At 45.5% G+C, this 15,541-nt stretch carries 14 protein-coding genes; 13 read left to right on the top strand and 1 reads right to left on the bottom strand.

Features of this window, described 5'->3' with window-relative positions; genetic code table 11:
• The first annotated feature begins 63 nt into the window (after positions 1 to 63).
• The 4 genes from icmF to pyrG all read left to right on the top strand — a co-directional run bounded on the left by icmF (position 64) and on the right by pyrG (position 6,221).
• Positions 64 to 3,321, top strand: a complete 3,258-nt coding sequence (gene icmF, locus BSO02S_RS22640) for a fused isobutyryl-CoA mutase/GTPase IcmF (RefSeq protein ID WP_235846984.1) — start codon at positions 64 to 66, stop codon at positions 3,319 to 3,321.
• A 180-nt stretch (positions 3,322 to 3,501) separates the two neighbouring features.
• Positions 3,502 to 3,699, top strand: coding sequence for a hypothetical protein (locus BSO02S_RS22635; RefSeq protein ID WP_066073021.1), 198 nt, complete (start codon positions 3,502 to 3,504; stop codon positions 3,697 to 3,699).
• A gap of 112 nt (positions 3,700 to 3,811) precedes the next feature.
• A complete protein-coding gene (gene rpoE, locus BSO02S_RS22630) occupies positions 3,812 to 4,384 on the top strand; it encodes a DNA-directed RNA polymerase subunit delta (RefSeq protein ID WP_342351973.1) in 573 nt (190 codons plus the stop codon).
• Between the two features lie 241 nt (positions 4,385 to 4,625).
• Positions 4,626 to 6,221, top strand: coding sequence for a CTP synthase (gene pyrG / locus BSO02S_RS22625; protein WP_066073018.1), 1,596 nt, complete (start codon positions 4,626 to 4,628; stop codon positions 6,219 to 6,221).
• A gap of 187 nt (positions 6,222 to 6,408) precedes the next feature.
• Here pyrG and BSO02S_RS22620 read toward each other — a convergent pair whose 3' ends face one another.
• Positions 6,409 to 6,945, bottom strand: a complete 537-nt coding sequence (locus tag BSO02S_RS22620) for a DUF2529 domain-containing protein (RefSeq protein ID WP_066073016.1) — start codon at positions 6,943 to 6,945, stop codon at positions 6,409 to 6,411.
• Positions 6,946 to 7,133: 188 nt separating this feature from the next.
• Here BSO02S_RS22620 and BSO02S_RS22615 point away from each other — a divergent pair, with 188 nt between their 5' ends.
• The 9 genes from BSO02S_RS22615 to BSO02S_RS22575 all read left to right on the top strand — a co-directional run bounded on the left by BSO02S_RS22615 (position 7,134) and on the right by BSO02S_RS22575 (position 15,467).
• Positions 7,134 to 7,505 carry a response regulator gene (locus BSO02S_RS22615; protein WP_066073014.1) on the top strand — a complete coding sequence of 124 codons (372 nt, stop codon included), beginning with the start codon at positions 7,134 to 7,136 and terminating at the stop codon, positions 7,503 to 7,505.
• A gap of 256 nt (positions 7,506 to 7,761) precedes the next feature.
• Positions 7,762 to 8,619 (top strand): class II fructose-bisphosphate aldolase, encoded by an 858-nt coding sequence (locus BSO02S_RS22610; protein ID WP_066073012.1) that lies wholly within the window; start codon positions 7,762 to 7,764, stop codon positions 8,617 to 8,619.
• A gap of 109 nt (positions 8,620 to 8,728) precedes the next feature.
• Positions 8,729 to 9,397, top strand: a complete 669-nt coding sequence (gene fsa, locus BSO02S_RS22605; protein WP_066073009.1) for a fructose-6-phosphate aldolase — start codon at positions 8,729 to 8,731, stop codon at positions 9,395 to 9,397.
• Between the two features lie 209 nt (positions 9,398 to 9,606).
• Complete coding sequence (murA, locus tag BSO02S_RS22600; RefSeq protein WP_066073007.1) at positions 9,607 to 10,893, top strand: UDP-N-acetylglucosamine 1-carboxyvinyltransferase; 1,287 nt, start codon at positions 9,607 to 9,609, stop codon at positions 10,891 to 10,893.
• An 83-nt stretch (positions 10,894 to 10,976) separates the two neighbouring features.
• Positions 10,977 to 11,939, top strand: a complete 963-nt coding sequence (gene glpX, locus BSO02S_RS22595) for a class II fructose-bisphosphatase (RefSeq protein ID WP_066073005.1) — start codon at positions 10,977 to 10,979, stop codon at positions 11,937 to 11,939.
• Between the two features lie 368 nt (positions 11,940 to 12,307).
• Positions 12,308 to 13,573: a transcription termination factor Rho gene (rho, locus tag BSO02S_RS22590; RefSeq protein ID WP_066073004.1), complete on the top strand. Its 1,266-nt coding sequence runs from the start codon at positions 12,308 to 12,310 to the stop codon at positions 13,571 to 13,573.
• 198 nt (positions 13,574 to 13,771) lie between these two features.
• Positions 13,772 to 13,990: a 50S ribosomal protein L31 gene (rpmE, locus tag BSO02S_RS22585; RefSeq protein ID WP_066073002.1), complete on the top strand. Its 219-nt coding sequence runs from the start codon at positions 13,772 to 13,774 to the stop codon at positions 13,988 to 13,990.
• A 99-nt stretch (positions 13,991 to 14,089) separates the two neighbouring features.
• Entirely contained in the window at positions 14,090 to 14,698 is a 609-nt protein-coding gene (locus tag BSO02S_RS22580; RefSeq protein WP_066073000.1) for a thymidine kinase, read from the top strand.
• A gap of 259 nt (positions 14,699 to 14,957) precedes the next feature.
• A complete protein-coding gene (locus BSO02S_RS22575; RefSeq protein WP_066072998.1) occupies positions 14,958 to 15,467 on the top strand; it encodes a hypothetical protein in 510 nt (169 codons plus the stop codon).
• The last annotated feature ends 74 nt before the right edge of the window (positions 15,468 to 15,541 follow it).

Here is a 15,541-nt window from a genome sequence, read left to right as displayed (position 1 = left end):
GTGCTCCAGGCCATACGCCGCTGACCAATGCGCTTGCGCTTTTCTTTTAAGGGGGAAAAAGGATTGAAAAATTATCAGCCAAAGCATCATATTCGCTTTGTGACGGCATCGAGTTTGTTTGATGGCCACGATGCGTCGATTAATATTATGAGAAGGATTCTTCAGGCGAGCGGGGCCGAGGTTATCCACCTTGGTCATAATCGCTCGGTTGAGGAGGTTGTCAACGCCGCGATTCAGGAGGATGTCCAGGGGATTGCTATTTCCTCTTATCAAGGTGGGCACGTTGAATACTTTAAATACATGTATGACCTGTTAAAGGAAAAGGGTGCACCAAACATCCGCATTTACGGCGGCGGCGGTGGTGTCATCATTCCGAGGGAAATCAATGAGCTGCATGACTACGGAATTGCCTGGATTTTCTCGCCGGAGGATGGCCGGACGATGGGGCTCCAGGGGATGATTGACCGGATGATCGAGGAATGCGATTTTGCGACGGTACCGCACGATCCTGCCGAGCAGATTGAAAAACTGCCAACAGGTGACGTTAATAGCGTTGCGAAGTTGATTACCTTGGCAGAGCTTCATGTGGATAAAAGGAACGAGGCTGCGGCAACGGCTGAGCAAGTCCTGGAGCAGGTGAAAGCGCTCGAGAAGGCGGTTCCGGTTGTCGGAATCACGGGAACCGGCGGGGCCGGAAAAAGTTCGCTCACGGACGAATTAATCCGCCGCTTTATTAATGAACTGCCGGATAAAAAGGTAGCGATTCTATCGGTTGATCCGACCAAACAAAAGACAGGCGGGGCATTGCTTGGTGACCGGATTCGCATGAATGCGATTTTCTCGCCGAATGTGTATATGCGCTCGCTGGCGACAAGGCATTCAAAAAGCGAGCTGTCGCTGGCGATTAAAGATGCGGTCGCCGTCACGAAAGCGGCTGGCTTTGACTTTGTGATTGTTGAAACAAGCGGGATTGGCCAAGGAGACGCGGAGATTACGGAAATCTGTGATGTTTCCTTATACGTGATGACGAGTGAATTCGGGGCGCCATCGCAGCTTGAGAAAATTGATATGATTGATTTTGCTGACTTAATTGTCATCAATAAATTCGAGCGCAAAGGCTCGGAGGATGCGAAGCGCCAGGTGCAGAAGCAGTACCAGCGCAGCCATATGCTGTTTGAAAAAGATATCGCGGACATGCCGGTGTACGGGACGATTGCGAGCCAGTTCAATGACCCGGGCACGAACGCTTTGTTTGCGGCGTTAGTTGAAAAAATTAATGAAAAAATGTCAACCGATTGGGCGACTTCTTTTGGAAAAAATGCGGTGGTTGAGAAGCAAAACGTGATTATTCCGACCGATCGCCGCTATTATTTACGGGAAATTTCAGAAACAGTCCGCGGCTATCACAGAAAGGCCGAGGAGCAGGCCAATATTGCCCGGAAATTATTCCAGCTCGAAGGGGCGATGGCGGCTGTGCTTGAGCGTGATACAAGCGGCGAGGTTCATGCGGCACTAGAGGTAATCCAACTGGAAACCGAAGCCAAGCTGACACCGGAATCAAAGAAAATTCTTGATACGTGGGCGGAGACAAGGGCCGCTTATTCTGGAGACCAATTTGTCACGAGAATTCGGGATAAAGAGATTATCACGGTGTTAAAAACAAAAAGTTTATCGGGCCTCTCCATTCCAAAAGTGGCCCTGCCAAAATATAAGGATTACGGTGAAATCCTCCGCTGGGTCTATCAGGAGAATGTTCCGGGATCGTTTCCGTATACGGCCGGGGTATTTCCGTTTAAGCGTGAAGGGGAGGATCCAAGGCGGCAATTTGCCGGCGAAGGGACACCGGAGCGGACGAATCGCCGTTTCCATTATTTATCAAAGGATGATCCAGCGAAGCGCTTAAGTACGGCGTTTGATTCGGTGACATTGTACGGCGAAGACCCAGATTACCGCCCTGATATTTATGGCAAGGTTGGCGAAAGCGGCGTCAGCATTTGTACGTTAGATGATATGAAAAAACTTTATGACGGCTTTGATTTATGCGATCCATCGACATCGGTATCGATGACGATCAATGGCCCGGCGCCGATTATTTTAGCGATGTTTATGAATACCGCGATTGACCAGCAGGTGACGAAGAAAGAAGCAGAGCTAGGGCGGGTATTAACGGTGGAAGAATTCGCTGCGGTTAGGGCGTATACACTGCGGACAGTGCGCGGTACGGTGCAGGCCGATATTTTAAAAGAAGACCAAGGTCAGAATACGTGCATCTTTTCAACGGAATTTGCCTTACGGATGATGGGTGATATCCAGCAATATTTCATTGACCATCAAGTGCGCAACTATTATTCGGTGTCGATTTCCGGATATCATATTGCCGAAGCCGGCGCGAATCCGATTTCGCAGCTGGCATTTACGCTTTCGAATGGCTTCACCTATGTCGAGTATTATTTAAGCCGCGGCATGAAGATTGATGATTTTGCTGCGAATCTGTCGTTCTTTTTCTCGAATGGCTTGGATCCGGAATATACGGTGATTGGCCGGGTGGCAAGGCGGATTTGGGCCACAGTCATGCGCGATAAGTATGGCGCGAACGAACGCAGTCAAAAGCTGAAGTATCATGTCCAGACCTCGGGCCGTTCCCTGCATGCCCAGGAAATTGACTTCAATGATATCCGCACGACGTTGCAGGCGTTAATGGCCTTGCAGGACAACTGTAATTCGCTTCATACGAATGCCTATGATGAGGCGATTACGACACCAACCGAGGAATCGGTGCGCCGGGCGATGGCGATTCAGATGATTATTACCAAGGAGCACGGTTTAGCGAAAAACGAAAATCCGTTGCAGGGTTCGTTTATTGTGGAAGAGCTGACCGAGCTTGTCGAGGAAGCAGTTTTACAGGAGTTTGAACGCCTGAATGACCGCGGCGGTGTCCTAGGTTCGATGGAAACGCAGTACCAGCGCGGCAAGATCCAGGATGAATCGATGTATTATGAAATGAAAAAACATACCGGTGAATTGCCGATTATCGGCGTCAATACGTATTTAAATCCGAATCCACCGTCAGCGGAGGACGTGAATAATATGGAACTGGCCCGGGCAACGACCGCGGAAAAGGAATTGCAGATTGATAATTTGCGGTCCTTCCAGGCAAGTAACAAAGACAAGGCGGCGAAAAGCTTACAGTGTCTTAAAGAAGCAGCCGTCAGCGGCGGCAATATTTTTGGCGAATTAATGGAAACCGTCAAAACAGCCAGCCTCGGTCAAATTACCAGAGCGCTTTACGAAGTCGGCGGGCAATATCGCCGGAATATGTAGGGTGCCTGACACCAATCATTTTATGGCTCAGGGGGCAGCTGCCCTGAGCCATTGTCTTTTTCGGAAAATATCAAGCCCCCATTTGCAAAAAAAAATTTTCAATGAGATATTAAAATGGCGTCTTATCTTATATAATTTACATAGCGTATAAACTTCAGGAGATTGAGGCAGGTGGGGCAGATGAAGATAAGTCATATGATTGTGGTCTTAATTGTGTTTGCCTGGCCATTATATTATCTCTATCAACGTCAATTAGGTGCGATTTCCTTCCTATTGCTAGCAATCTTTTTCCTAGTTGTCTCGATTAAGGAGATGAAAAAGGCACGTGAACCGAAGGAAAATGACAGCGATCAATCCCGTCCGCAAAAAATCAAGTGAAACAAAGACTAGCACTAGCATAAACGTAAAGAATTTGTTTATAATGAAGAATATGCAAATTGGGAGAAATGCCCGTTATTCACTCTTAATGAGTGTTAAATAGTGAAAGGAAGTGCCAATCTTGAGTTTAAAACAATACTCAAAAGAGGAATTACAAGAGTTATCCCTCATGGAAATGGCTTTTGAATACATGAAAAATAGCAAGCAGCCGATTGCCTTTAAGGATCTCCTTAAAGAAATCAAAAAGGCCGCAGGTATTTCTGAACAAGAAATTCAATCAAGACTCGCGCAATTTTATACGGACATGAATGTAGATGGCCGTTTCCTTGCTTTAGGTGACAACCGCTGGGGTCTTCGTGTTTGGTATCCTGTTGATACAGCAGAAGAGGAAGTAGTTACCGTGGTTAAACCGAAGAAGAAAAAGGCGAAGAAGGTTGTCGAAGAAGAGGACTTCGATGATATCGATGAAGTCGCTGAAGAAGAGTATGATGATGATTTTGCCGATGAAGATGATCTTCTCGACGACGAAGAGGATCTAGATCTTGACGAAGTGGACGAATTCGATGAAGATGATGACGATGTCATTGAGGACGAAGAAGAATTCGAGCTGGATGAAGACGAAGATTTAGATGATGATCTAGAGGAAGAAGAAGAAGTGTTCGAGGAAGAGGAAGAGGAAGACTAAGGCGCTTGACTTTTGACTCTGCCCCTTGTAGAATCTTTTTTGGGCTCCTTAAAAAAGGACGATAATTATTTACTCACATGCGCTCCCTACCACCAGTAGGCTGAGCGCTTTTTATTTTTTATAAGAAAACTCACGTCGTGCTGAGTTTTTTTACTTTTTAAGGCAGAAGGGAAAAATATTTTTTCCAAAAAATCTTTAACAATCTGAATAATGTACAAACTGTACTAGAGGGGGAATATTTATGACAAAATATATTTTTGTAACAGGCGGGGTTGTTTCATCACTCGGAAAAGGAATTACCGCAGCATCTTTAGGGCGTTTATTGAAAAATCGCGGACTGAACGTGACGATTCAAAAATTCGACCCCTATATTAACGTCGATCCAGGAACGATGAGCCCCTACCAGCACGGGGAAGTGTACGTTACCGGTGACGGCGCGGAAACAGACTTAGACTTAGGTCATTATGAGCGTTTTATCGACATTAATTTAAACAAGTACAGCAACGTAACAACGGGAAAAATCTATTCAACCGTGTTGCGAAAAGAGCGCCGCGGCGATTATTTAGGCGCAACGGTCCAGGTTATTCCACATATCACCAATGAAATCAAGGAGCGCTGCTTCCGTGCCGGCCAAGAAACCAATGCGGATGTCGTGATTACCGAAATTGGCGGAACTGTCGGGGACATTGAATCGCTCCCATTCCTTGAGGCGATCCGTCAAATTAAAAGTGATATCGGCTCTGAAAATGTGATGTACATTCACTGTACGCTGATTCCTTATATTAAAGCGGCCGGTGAAATGAAAACGAAGCCGACCCAGCACAGCGTGAAAGAGCTGCGCAGTCTAGGCATTCAACCGAATATCATAGTGGTCCGGACGGAATTGCCTGTTTCGCAGGACATGAAGGATAAAATAGCTTTATTCTGTGATATCGATGCCAAAGCGGTCATTGAATGCATGGACGCAGATACCCTTTATTCCATCCCGCTTGCCCTGCAAGAGCAAAATATGGATCAAATTGTCTGTGATCATTTGAAATTAAATTTCCCGGAAGCCAATATGACGGAATGGAAGGCACTTGTCGACCGGGTCCAAAACCTTTCAGGGAAAACACGGATTGGTCTTGTCGGCAAATATGTCGAGCTCCAGGATGCTTATATTTCTGTTGTCGAGGCTCTGAAGCATGCGGGCTATGCCTTTGATGCCGACGTCGAAATCAAATGGATCAACTCGGAGGAAGTTACGCGTGAGAATGTGGCTGAGTTATTGAATGATGTCGATGGTGTGCTTGTACCAGGCGGCTTTGGTGACCGCGGCATTGAAGGGAAAATCGAAGCAACCCGCTACGCCCGTGAGCAAAAGAAACCTTTCCTCGGTATTTGTTTAGGGATGCAGCTGGCAACGATTGAATTTGCCCGCAATGTTCTCAAGTATGAGGATGCCCATTCTGCCGAATTTGTGCCGAGCACGACACACCCAATTATTGATTTATTACCAGAACAAAAAGATGTCGAGGACTTGGGCGGGACATTACGTTTGGGCCTTTATCCGTGCCGTCTCCTTGAGGGGACGAAGGCTTTTGAAGCCTATGAGGATGAAGTGGTCTATGAGCGCCATCGTCACCGCTATGAATTTAACAACCATTACCGTCAAGAGATGGAAGCTGCCGGGTTTATTTTCTCCGGGACAAGCCCGGACGGCCGCTTGATTGAAATTATTGAGCTTGCCGATCACCCGTGGTTCGTGGCTTCCCAGTTCCATCCAGAGTTTGTCTCACGGCCAACGCGCCCGCAGCCGCTGTTCCGTGATTTTATTAAAGCAACGATCCAGAAGTAAGACTTTTTAGTTGGGCCAGTTTTCCAGACTGGCCTTTTTCTTGTGTGGAAATGACAATAAATGTCTAATTAGACAAAAGTGCTTAATAAATAGACAAAACCCTAGTAAAACGAGACAAAACACCAATAAAAATAGACAAAACCCAAAGACAAATAAAAAATGGCCCCAAACAAGGCCATTTTGACAACTAGTATTCCGCTAATATCTCATCAATCGTAAATTTCAGGCCATAATAAACAAATAATGCCAACATCGAAGACGGATAGCCGTAGCGATTCCCAAAATCATCGGGGAGCAGACCTTTTGTCAGACGCAAATCGATATGTACATCCGCTAATTCCGCCACATCGCCACCATCTGTAGTAGAACCGGAATCACTCACAGTCGAAACGGCCACAAACGGAACCCCTTTATCGCGGAGTTGCACTGCTAGCCCTTGGGCCTCTTCATCATTGGAAAAACGTGAAAACAAAAGCACGCGGTCAGCATCAAGGAGCTCATCGATACCCTCGGCTCGTAACAGCTTTGCTCCCTGAAACGGCTCCGCACCATCTAATGCCTCACTCTCAATGGCTTTCATTTCCCTGGTGCCTACAATATAAATTGATCCAGCTCCAACCGGGGCCTGAGCAAGTAAACGGGCGCCGTCTTCGAAGGAAAATTCCTCCTTTTCCGCAACACGTTTAAACAGGCCCGTTAATTGAGTTGTAAACATTTTTAACATAATAAACCTCCTTCTCACGATTCTTATTATATGCCTTTTTGCGATAATGCAAAAATAAATACAAATTTCCACAAAATAACACTATTACCCCGAAAAATTTGCAGGAATGTCAGGACCGTATGTAGAATTATACAGGTGATATATACGGGTGTATTTACAGTACGATTAAACTAGGAAGAGGTGGAGTTATGAAAGAGAAGATTTTAATTGTTGACGATCAATTTGGGATTCGAATTTTATTAAATGAGGTATTTCAAAAAGAGGGGTATCAGACCTTTCAGGCTGCCAATGGGGTTCAGGCCCTTGAAATTGTAAAAAAGCATGACCCAGACCTAGTGCTACTGGATATGAAAATACCGGGAATGGATGGTATTGAAATTTTAAAAAGAATGAAAGTGATTGACCCGGACATTCGTGTCATCATTATGACCGCTTATGGCGAATTAGATATGATTCAAGAAGCGAAGGATCTTGGGGCAATCACTCATTTTGCCAAGCCTTTTGACATTGACGATATTCGTGCCGCCGTTAAAAAGCATATTCCGCAGAAAACAAAATAACCGCCCGGCCTTGCTTTCTGCCGCCTTTTTTTCAAAAAAAAAGCAGTATCTTTATGGGGGCGCTTTCAATGTGACAGTTTCAAAAACTGCGTCTGATTAATGGCATTTCTTCCTTCGTTTTGATATGATACATATGAACTTTGACGGACAGCTATCATTTTCCAAGTCATACATAATTGGCAAAATAGAGGGAAAACCTTTATATGGATGGACCTATTTTGATGATGGTAGCAGCCTAATTTGAGGAGGAAACGAAATGCCTTTAGTTTCAATGAAAGAAATGCTGATCAAAGCGAAAGCAGAAGGCTATGCTGTTGGGCAATTTAACTTAAATAATTTAGAATTTACGCAGGCGATTCTACAAGCTGCCCAAGAAGAGAATTCACCGGTAATTCTTGGTGTTTCTGAAGGTGCCGCACGTTATATGGCCGGTTTCAAAACCGTTGTTAAAATGGTCGAAGGCTTAATGGAAGATTATAAAGTAACTGTTCCAGTGGCCATTCACCTTGACCATGGTTCAAGTTTTGATAAATGTAAAGAAGCCATCGATGCTGGTTTCACATCTGTTATGATCGATGCTTCCCACCACCCATATGAAGAAAATATCGCTATTACCTCTAAGGTAGTTGATTATGCTCATTCAAAAGGCGTTTCTGTTGAAGCAGAATTAGGCACAGTTGGCGGACAGGAAGACGATGTTGTTGCAGCTGGCGTTATTTATGCAGATCCAAAAGAATGTGAAGACCTTGTGAAACGTACGGGAATCGACTGCCTTGCACCTGCATTAGGTTCTGTTCACGGCCCTTACAAAGGCGAACCAAACCTTGGATTCAAGGAGATGGAGGAAATTGGCAATATCACTGGCCTTCCATTGGTTCTTCACGGTGGAACAGGGATCCCTACTAAGGATATCCAAAAATCTGTTTCACTTGGAACAGCGAAAATTAATGTGAACACAGAAAACCAAATCGAATCTGCCAAGGCAGTCCGTGAAGTGCTAGCGGCTAAACCAAACGAATACGATCCACGTAAATACTTAGGACCAGCGCGCGATGCCATCAAAGCAACGGTTATCGGCAAAATGCGTGAATTCGGTTCATCAAACAGAGCATAATCAATCATGCTTTGGCATTTTTTAAAAAGTTAACCGCCCTTGCGAAAAGGGCGGTTTCCGTCTGTAAATGAAAAACTGAAAATTTAGTCGAAATTTGGAGGGTAATAGGATGAAATTTTTTATTGATACGGCAAACTTAGATGATATTAAAAAGGCATATAAAATGGGGGTATTATCTGGTGTAACAACAAATCCTTCGTTAGTTGCAAAAGAAGGTGTGAAATTCGAAGACCGCATCGAGGAAATTCTTCAAGCAGTACCTGAAGTGGAATCTGTATCTGCAGAAGTTTCACCATATGCTGAAACAGCGGAACAAATGATCGCAGAAGCGGAAGAGCTAATCAAAATTAATGGCGGCGATGAAAAAGTTACCATCAAAGTACCGATGACCGTAGCTGGCCTTGAGACGACCCGCTATCTTGCCAAAAAGGGCGTTAAAGTCAATGTGACACTGATCTTCACCGTGAACCAAGCGCTATTAGCGGCTCGAGCAGGTGCCGCCTATGTTTCCCCATTCTTAGGCCGTCTAGATGATATTTCTGAAGATGGTGTCCTATTAGTAGCTAAAATTGCGGAATTAATCCGTATTCATAACTTAGATGCTCAGATCATTGCTGCATCTGTCCGCCATCCAGACCATGTAACCCGTGTCGCGATGGCAGGTGCACACATTGCCACAATTCCTTACAAAGTCATTGAACAGCTAACCAAGCATCCATTGACAGACAAAGGGATGGAAGGTTTCTTAAAAGACTGGAATAATCATACAAACGCTTAAGCCTTTTTAAGGCTTTTCCATTTTTTCGTAAATTTTTTTAATATCGATACATGAAATTCAAATTTTCGTGTAAACTAAGGATAGACAAACTGTCGGAATTTGACTTTTAGTGTTGGAAAAATATACCTAAAGCCGTCTTTGGGACAAGCGGTCCATTTAAACATAGCGTAAGCTTGGTCAATGGAGTCTGGCTTAGAAGGGAGTCGAAAATGGAAAAACTTAAAATTGCGGGCGGATATCCGTTAAAGGGAACGGTTCGAATCAGTGGTGCAAAGAATAGTGCGGTCGCCTTAATTCCGGCAACAATTTTAGCGGAATCCCCAGTGACGATTGAGGGATTACCTGACATATCAGACGTTGAAATTCTCAAGGGATTGCTTGAAGAAATCGGCGGCAGCGTCCAGTTTTCTGATGAAGAAATGACAGTCGACCCATCGAAGATGATTTCGATGCCTCTGCCAAACGGCAAGGTAAAAATGCTCCGTGCCTCATACTATTTAATGGGGGCGATGCTCGGCCGCTTTAAAAAGGCGGTTATTGGCCTGCCGGGCGGCTGTCATCTTGGTCCTAGACCGATTGATCAGCATATTAAAGGCTTTGAAGCACTCGGGGCGCAAATTACCAATGAGCAGGGCGCGATTTATTTGCGGGCCGACGAGCTCCGCGGGGCGCGCATTTATCTGGATGTCGTCAGCGTTGGGGCGACGATTAATATCATGCTTGCAGCGGTTCGGGCAAAGGGCCGGACCGTCATTGAAAATGCGGCGAAGGAGCCGGAAATCATTGATGTGGCTACCCTGCTGACAAGTATGGGTGCGAAAATTAAAGGGGCCGGTACCGATGTAATCCGCATTGATGGCGTCGAAACGCTTCATGGCTGCCGCCACACGATTATTCCTGACCGAATTGAAGCAGGCACATATATGATTATTGGCGCCGCTGTTGGCGAAGGCGTCTTAATCGACAATGTCATCCCGCAGCATTTAGAATCGTTAATCGCCAAGCTGCGCGAAATGGGTGTCCATGTCGAATCCGGTAATGATCAAGTGTTTGTTGATGGTTCAACGAAGCTGAAATCCGTCGACATCAAAACGCTCGTTTATCCCGGCTTCCCCACCGACCTGCAGCAGCCATTTACGACTCTCTTGACAAAAGCGGCCGGCTCTAGCGTGGTCACGGACACAATTTATGGTGCCCGTTTTAAACATATTGATGAACTGCGACGAATGAACGCCAATATTAAGGTTGAAGGGCGCTCCGCCATCATTAATGGCCCGGTTCAGCTTCAAGGGGCTAAAGTGAAGGCGAGCGACCTCAGGGCCGGAGCGTCTCTTGTTATTGCCGGTTTGATTGCAGAAGGAATTACCGAAGTAACCGGGCTTGAGCATATTGACCGCGGCTATAGCAATCTTGTTGAAAAACTAAATGGCCTTGGCGCAACGATTTGGCGAGAGGCATTAACAAAAGATGAAGTAGAACAGCTGAAGAACACATAATAGGCTATACTAATCCACATAATCTGTTATACTATTTAGGAATCCGTAATGGTATAATAGAAAAAATGGGGAGTTGGAGACCGATGGAGAGAAGTTTATCAATGGAGCTTGTCCGCGTCACAGAAGGAGCGGCACTTGCTTGTGCCCGCTGGATGGGCCGCGGGAAAAAGGATGAAGCCGACGGTGCAGCCACTTCGGCAATGCGTGATGTGTTTGACACGGTTCCAATGAAGGGCACCGTTGTGATTGGTGAAGGGGAAATGGATGAGGCACCAATGCTTTATATTGGCGAAAAGCTTGGGACAGGCTATGGTCCGCGTGTCGATGTCGCTGTTGACCCGCTGGAAGGTACCAATATTTTAGCCTCTGGCGGCTGGAATGCCTTAGCTGTTCTGGCTGTAGCCGATCATGGCAACTTGTTGCATGCCCCGGATATGTATATGGAGAAAATCGCAGTTGGCCCGGAAGCAGTCGGCCATATCGATATTAATGCGTCCGTTTTAGATAACCTGAAAGCGGTAGCTAAGGCAAAAAATAAGGATATTGAGGATGTTGTTGCAACCGTCTTAAACCGTGAACGCCATGAACATATTATTGCTCAGCTACGCGAAGCCGGTGCACGGATTAAGCTGATTAACGATGGCGACGTTGCCGGTGCCATTAATACGGCTTTTGATAATACCGGTGTGGACATACTGTTTGGCTCAGGCGGTGCGCCGGAGGGTGTGCTTTCAGCGGTTGCCCTGAAATGTCTCGGCGGCGAAATCATCGGCAAGTTATTACCGCAAAGTGATGCGGAGCTTGAGCGCTGTATTAAAATGGGCTTGGATGTCAATCGGGTCTTGCGCATGGAAGACCTCGTCAAAGGCGACGACGCCATTTTTGCAGCTACAGGTGTCACCGACGGGGAATTATTACGCGGCGTTCAATTCAAAGGCGCCTACGGCTCCACCCACTCCGTCGTTATGCGGGCAAAATCAGGCACCGTCCGCTTCATCGAAGGACGACACAGCTTGAAGATGAAACCGAACTTGGTGATACGGTGATACAGTGAAAGAATTTTGTCGAATGCTCTTTCGTGGTGTCAGGCACCGCGGAGGATCCTTGCAACTAGAGGCTGGATGACAATTCAGTCTCTACTCTTGCAAATCTCCAAATACTTCATGAGGAATTTTGAATATACTCCTTGCTGGAAGATTTTCCAACATGGAATATAAAAAATTTAGTTGATTAATTTTTCGCGACTAGGGTAAAATAGTAATTGTTTTTATTATAGATAATTTCTGCAATTCTATTCATCTTTTTCTACTTCAATATCAATTCCTCTAATCTCTTAATAATTATCTTACTGACATTCTCCCGCTAGCATAATATAAGCGGATTTGATGGAAAAACTTTAAAGTGTGGTGTACTCATGGACTTAACAATTTCAATATTAGAAAATATGAAGCTGAAGGAACTTTATGAGCTTGCGCGCGAATATAAAGTGACTTATTACAGCAAATTAACGAAAAAAGAATTAATTTTTGCCATCCTGAAATCACGTGCTGAACAGCAGGGTTATTTTTTCATGGAAGGCGTTCTCGAGATTATCCAATCGGAAGGCTTCGGTTTTCTGCGTCCGATTAACTATTCACCAAGTTCCGAGGATATTTATATTTCAGCCTCGCAAATCCGACGTTTTGACCTTCGTAACGGTGATAAAGTATCAGGTAAGGTCCGCCCGCCGAAGGAAAATGAACGCTATTACGGACTTCTACACGTCGAAGCGGTCAATGGCGAAGATCCGGAATCAGCGAAAGAACGTGTCTACTTCCCGGCCTTAACTGCTTTATATCCAAACAGACAAATGAAGCTGGAAACAGCGCAAAAGAATATGTCGACAAGAATTATGGATGTCGTTGCACCGGTCGGTTTTGGACAAAGGGGATTAATCGTCGCTCCGCCAAAAGCTGGGAAGACGATGCTGTTAAAAGAAATTGCCAACAGCATTACTACAAACCATCCCGATGTCGAATTAATCATGCTGTTGATTGATGAACGTCCGGAGGAAGTGACCGACATCGAGCGTTCGGTTAAAGGCGATGTTGTCAGCTCAACCTTTGACGAAGTACCTGAAAATCATATTAAAGTCGCCGAGCTTGTGCTTGACCGGGCGATGCGCCTTGTTGAACACAAACGTGATGTCGTTATTCTTATGGATAGTATTACGCGTTTGGCGCGTGCCTATAACCTTGTGATTCCGCCAAGCGGTCGGACACTTTCCGGAGGGATTGACCCGGCAGCCTTCCACCGTCCGAAGCGTTTCTTCGGTGCGGCCCGTAATATTGAAGAGGGCGGCAGCTTGACGATTCTGGCAACAGCATTGGTTGATACCGGCTCACGGATGGATGACGTCATTTATGAGGAATTTAAAGGGACAGGCAACATGGAATTGCACCTAGACCGTCAGCTTGCTGAACGCCGTATTTTCCCTGCGCTTGATATTCGCCGTTCTGGAACGCGTAAGGAAGAATTGCTCATTCCGAAGGATCATTTGGATAAATTATGGGCGATTCGTAAGTCGATGTCAGATTCGCCAGACTTTACCGAGCGCTTCATGAAAAAATTAAGACAAACTAAATCAAATGAAGAATTCTTTGCTCAGCTGGGTGAGGAATTGAAGTCAAGACGTTCCTAAACTGAAATGAGGGACAACCCTTGTTCAGTTATAATAATGGGTTCCTTTTTTTAAAGAAACCAGCAAATCCCAGCTTGCAAAAGAGGCACTACCTTGTTATAATGGGTGCAGTGTCTTTTTAGTAAATAAGTGTGTGTTAATCAAGCACTTTAATATAACTCTGTTTCGAATGATTCAGGGCAGAAGGAGATGAAAAGAATGAAAGCAGGAATTCATCCAAATTATAAAATGGTAAAGGTGACTTGTGCATGCGGAAATACATTTGAAACTGGTTCAGTGAAAAATGAAATTCGCGTTGAAACTTGTTCAGAATGTCATCCGTTCTATACTGGCCGTCAAAAATTTGCTGAAGCTGGCGGACGTGTTGACCGTTTCAACAAAAAATACGGCATCAAGACAGAACAGCCACAACAATAATCGTAACAAGTACAGGCAAGCTGCAATTTACTTGCCTGTTTTTTATTTTAAAATAAAGTAGAGATCTTTAAGGGTTTGCGAGGAAGGAGACACCGTTTTATGTATTTAATGAAGCAAAGCGGATGGGTTGAGGTTATCTGTGGCAGTATGTTTTCTGGAAAATCAGAGGAGTTGATTCGTCGCGTCAGACGAGCTCAATTTGCGAAGCAAAAAATCGCTGTATTTAAGCCGAAAATTGATAATCGCTATCATGATCAATCGGTCGTATCCCATAATGGCTCTTCTTTTGATGCGAAGCCCATTTCCCATTCTATTGAGATTCTGCATCATGTTGAAGCAAGTATCGATATTATTGCGATTGATGAGGTCCAGTTTTTTGATGAAGGCATTGTCCGGGTTGTCCAGCAGCTCGCAGACAGCGGCCACCGTGTCGTTTGTGCCGGCCTCGACATGGATTTCCGGGGCGAGCCGTTCGGGCAGATGCCGGCGTTGATGGCGATTGCAGAAACGGTAACGAAGCTTCAGGCTGTCTGCACGGTCTGCGGCTCACCATCAAGCCGGACGCAGCGCTTGATTAATGGCCATCCTGCATCCTTTCACGACCCAGTCATCCTAGTCGGCGCCTCCGAAACCTACGAGCCCCGCTGCCGCCACCACCACGAAGTCCCAACAGCCGTAGCAGCCACGTCGGTGACAACGCATCGGTGACATCACATCGGTGACAGGCACCACCCGGATTTTGTCGATAATTGTCGTTAAACTGTCTGAGAGTTGATTCTTGGGCGGTTTTTTTGTATGGATTTTTTGGTTTGGCGGAAATATCGTGAATTTTAGCGGAATGATGTGCTGAGTTGGCGGGAATATTGTAAAAGTTGGCGGAATGGAATCCCCCATAACTATGGGCGTTGGAAAGAATTCACTAAGCGATTTCTCCTTCAGACGGACATGATAGTAATGGAGGTGTCACATGAAAAAGTGGATGTTTCTTTCTCTTTCGTTGATGATGTTGTTTGTAGTGAGCGGCTGTCAAAGCAGCAATCGCGGTGCGAATGAACAAGCGTATAATCTGCGGAACGACCGCTCGACTCCGAATTTTATGTCCAACCGTGATCATGACGGAATTACTCCAGATAATATGTCCGACCGTGATAAGAACCAGCAGCATGTGGTGGAGAATGATATTACCAATCAAAATCCGAACTTTCTTGACCTGAAGGGAACGGGAAGCGGCGGGGAAGCTGGTGCGGGTAATCAAGGCAATGACATTGCCAAGGCTAAGCAAGTTATTAACGGTACAAATGAATTTGTTACGGATTCTGTTTGGATCAATGGTGACCGGATGTGGGTGTCTGTTTATAAAAAGGGAACATTTTCTAACCAGGGAAAGATTGATGCCGAAGCACGCCTCCATCGGAAGTTAGTTCAGGCGATTCCGCGTTATAATATCGAAGTACGTGTGAAGGAAGATCGCAGATAGCATGCTCTGTTACAGGGCATGCTTTTTCTCGTGCCGACCTTTACGTTCCTTTTTAAAAAAGGATTTTTCTACGC

The organism is Neobacillus soli NBRC 102451 (genome assembly GCF_001591665.1).
In the GTDB taxonomy this organism is placed as follows: Bacteria; Bacillota; Bacilli; order Bacillales; family Cytobacillaceae; genus Neobacillus; species Neobacillus soli.
The sequence above is the reverse complement of the archived record's forward strand: the minus strand, read 5'-3'. Positions and strand labels throughout refer to the sequence as shown.

Bases quoted from the DNA above. Each gene is read 5' to 3' on its own strand.
- BSO02S_RS22635 (WP_066073021.1), top strand. From the start codon at position 3,502: ATGAAGATAAGTCATATGATTGTGGTCTTAATTGTGTTTGCCTGGCCA.
- pyrG (WP_066073018.1), top strand. From the start codon at position 4,626: ATGACAAAATATATTTTTGTAACAGGCGGGGTTGTTTCATCACTCGGA.
- BSO02S_RS22620 (WP_066073016.1), bottom strand. From the start codon at position 6,945: ATGTTAAAAATGTTTACAACTCAATTAACGGGCCTGTTTAAACGTGTT.
- BSO02S_RS22615 (WP_066073014.1), top strand. From the start codon at position 7,134: ATGAAAGAGAAGATTTTAATTGTTGACGATCAATTTGGGATTCGAATT.
- BSO02S_RS22610 (WP_066073012.1), top strand. From the start codon at position 7,762: ATGCCTTTAGTTTCAATGAAAGAAATGCTGATCAAAGCGAAAGCAGAA.
- fsa (WP_066073009.1), top strand. From the start codon at position 8,729: ATGAAATTTTTTATTGATACGGCAAACTTAGATGATATTAAAAAGGCA.
- murA (WP_066073007.1), top strand. From the start codon at position 9,607: ATGGAAAAACTTAAAATTGCGGGCGGATATCCGTTAAAGGGAACGGTT.
- glpX (WP_066073005.1), top strand. From the start codon at position 10,977: ATGGAGAGAAGTTTATCAATGGAGCTTGTCCGCGTCACAGAAGGAGCG.
- rho (WP_066073004.1), top strand. From the start codon at position 12,308: ATGGACTTAACAATTTCAATATTAGAAAATATGAAGCTGAAGGAACTT.
- rpmE (WP_066073002.1), top strand. From the start codon at position 13,772: ATGAAAGCAGGAATTCATCCAAATTATAAAATGGTAAAGGTGACTTGT.
- BSO02S_RS22580 (WP_066073000.1), top strand. From the start codon at position 14,090: ATGTATTTAATGAAGCAAAGCGGATGGGTTGAGGTTATCTGTGGCAGT.
- BSO02S_RS22575 (WP_066072998.1), top strand. From the start codon at position 14,958: ATGAAAAAGTGGATGTTTCTTTCTCTTTCGTTGATGATGTTGTTTGTA.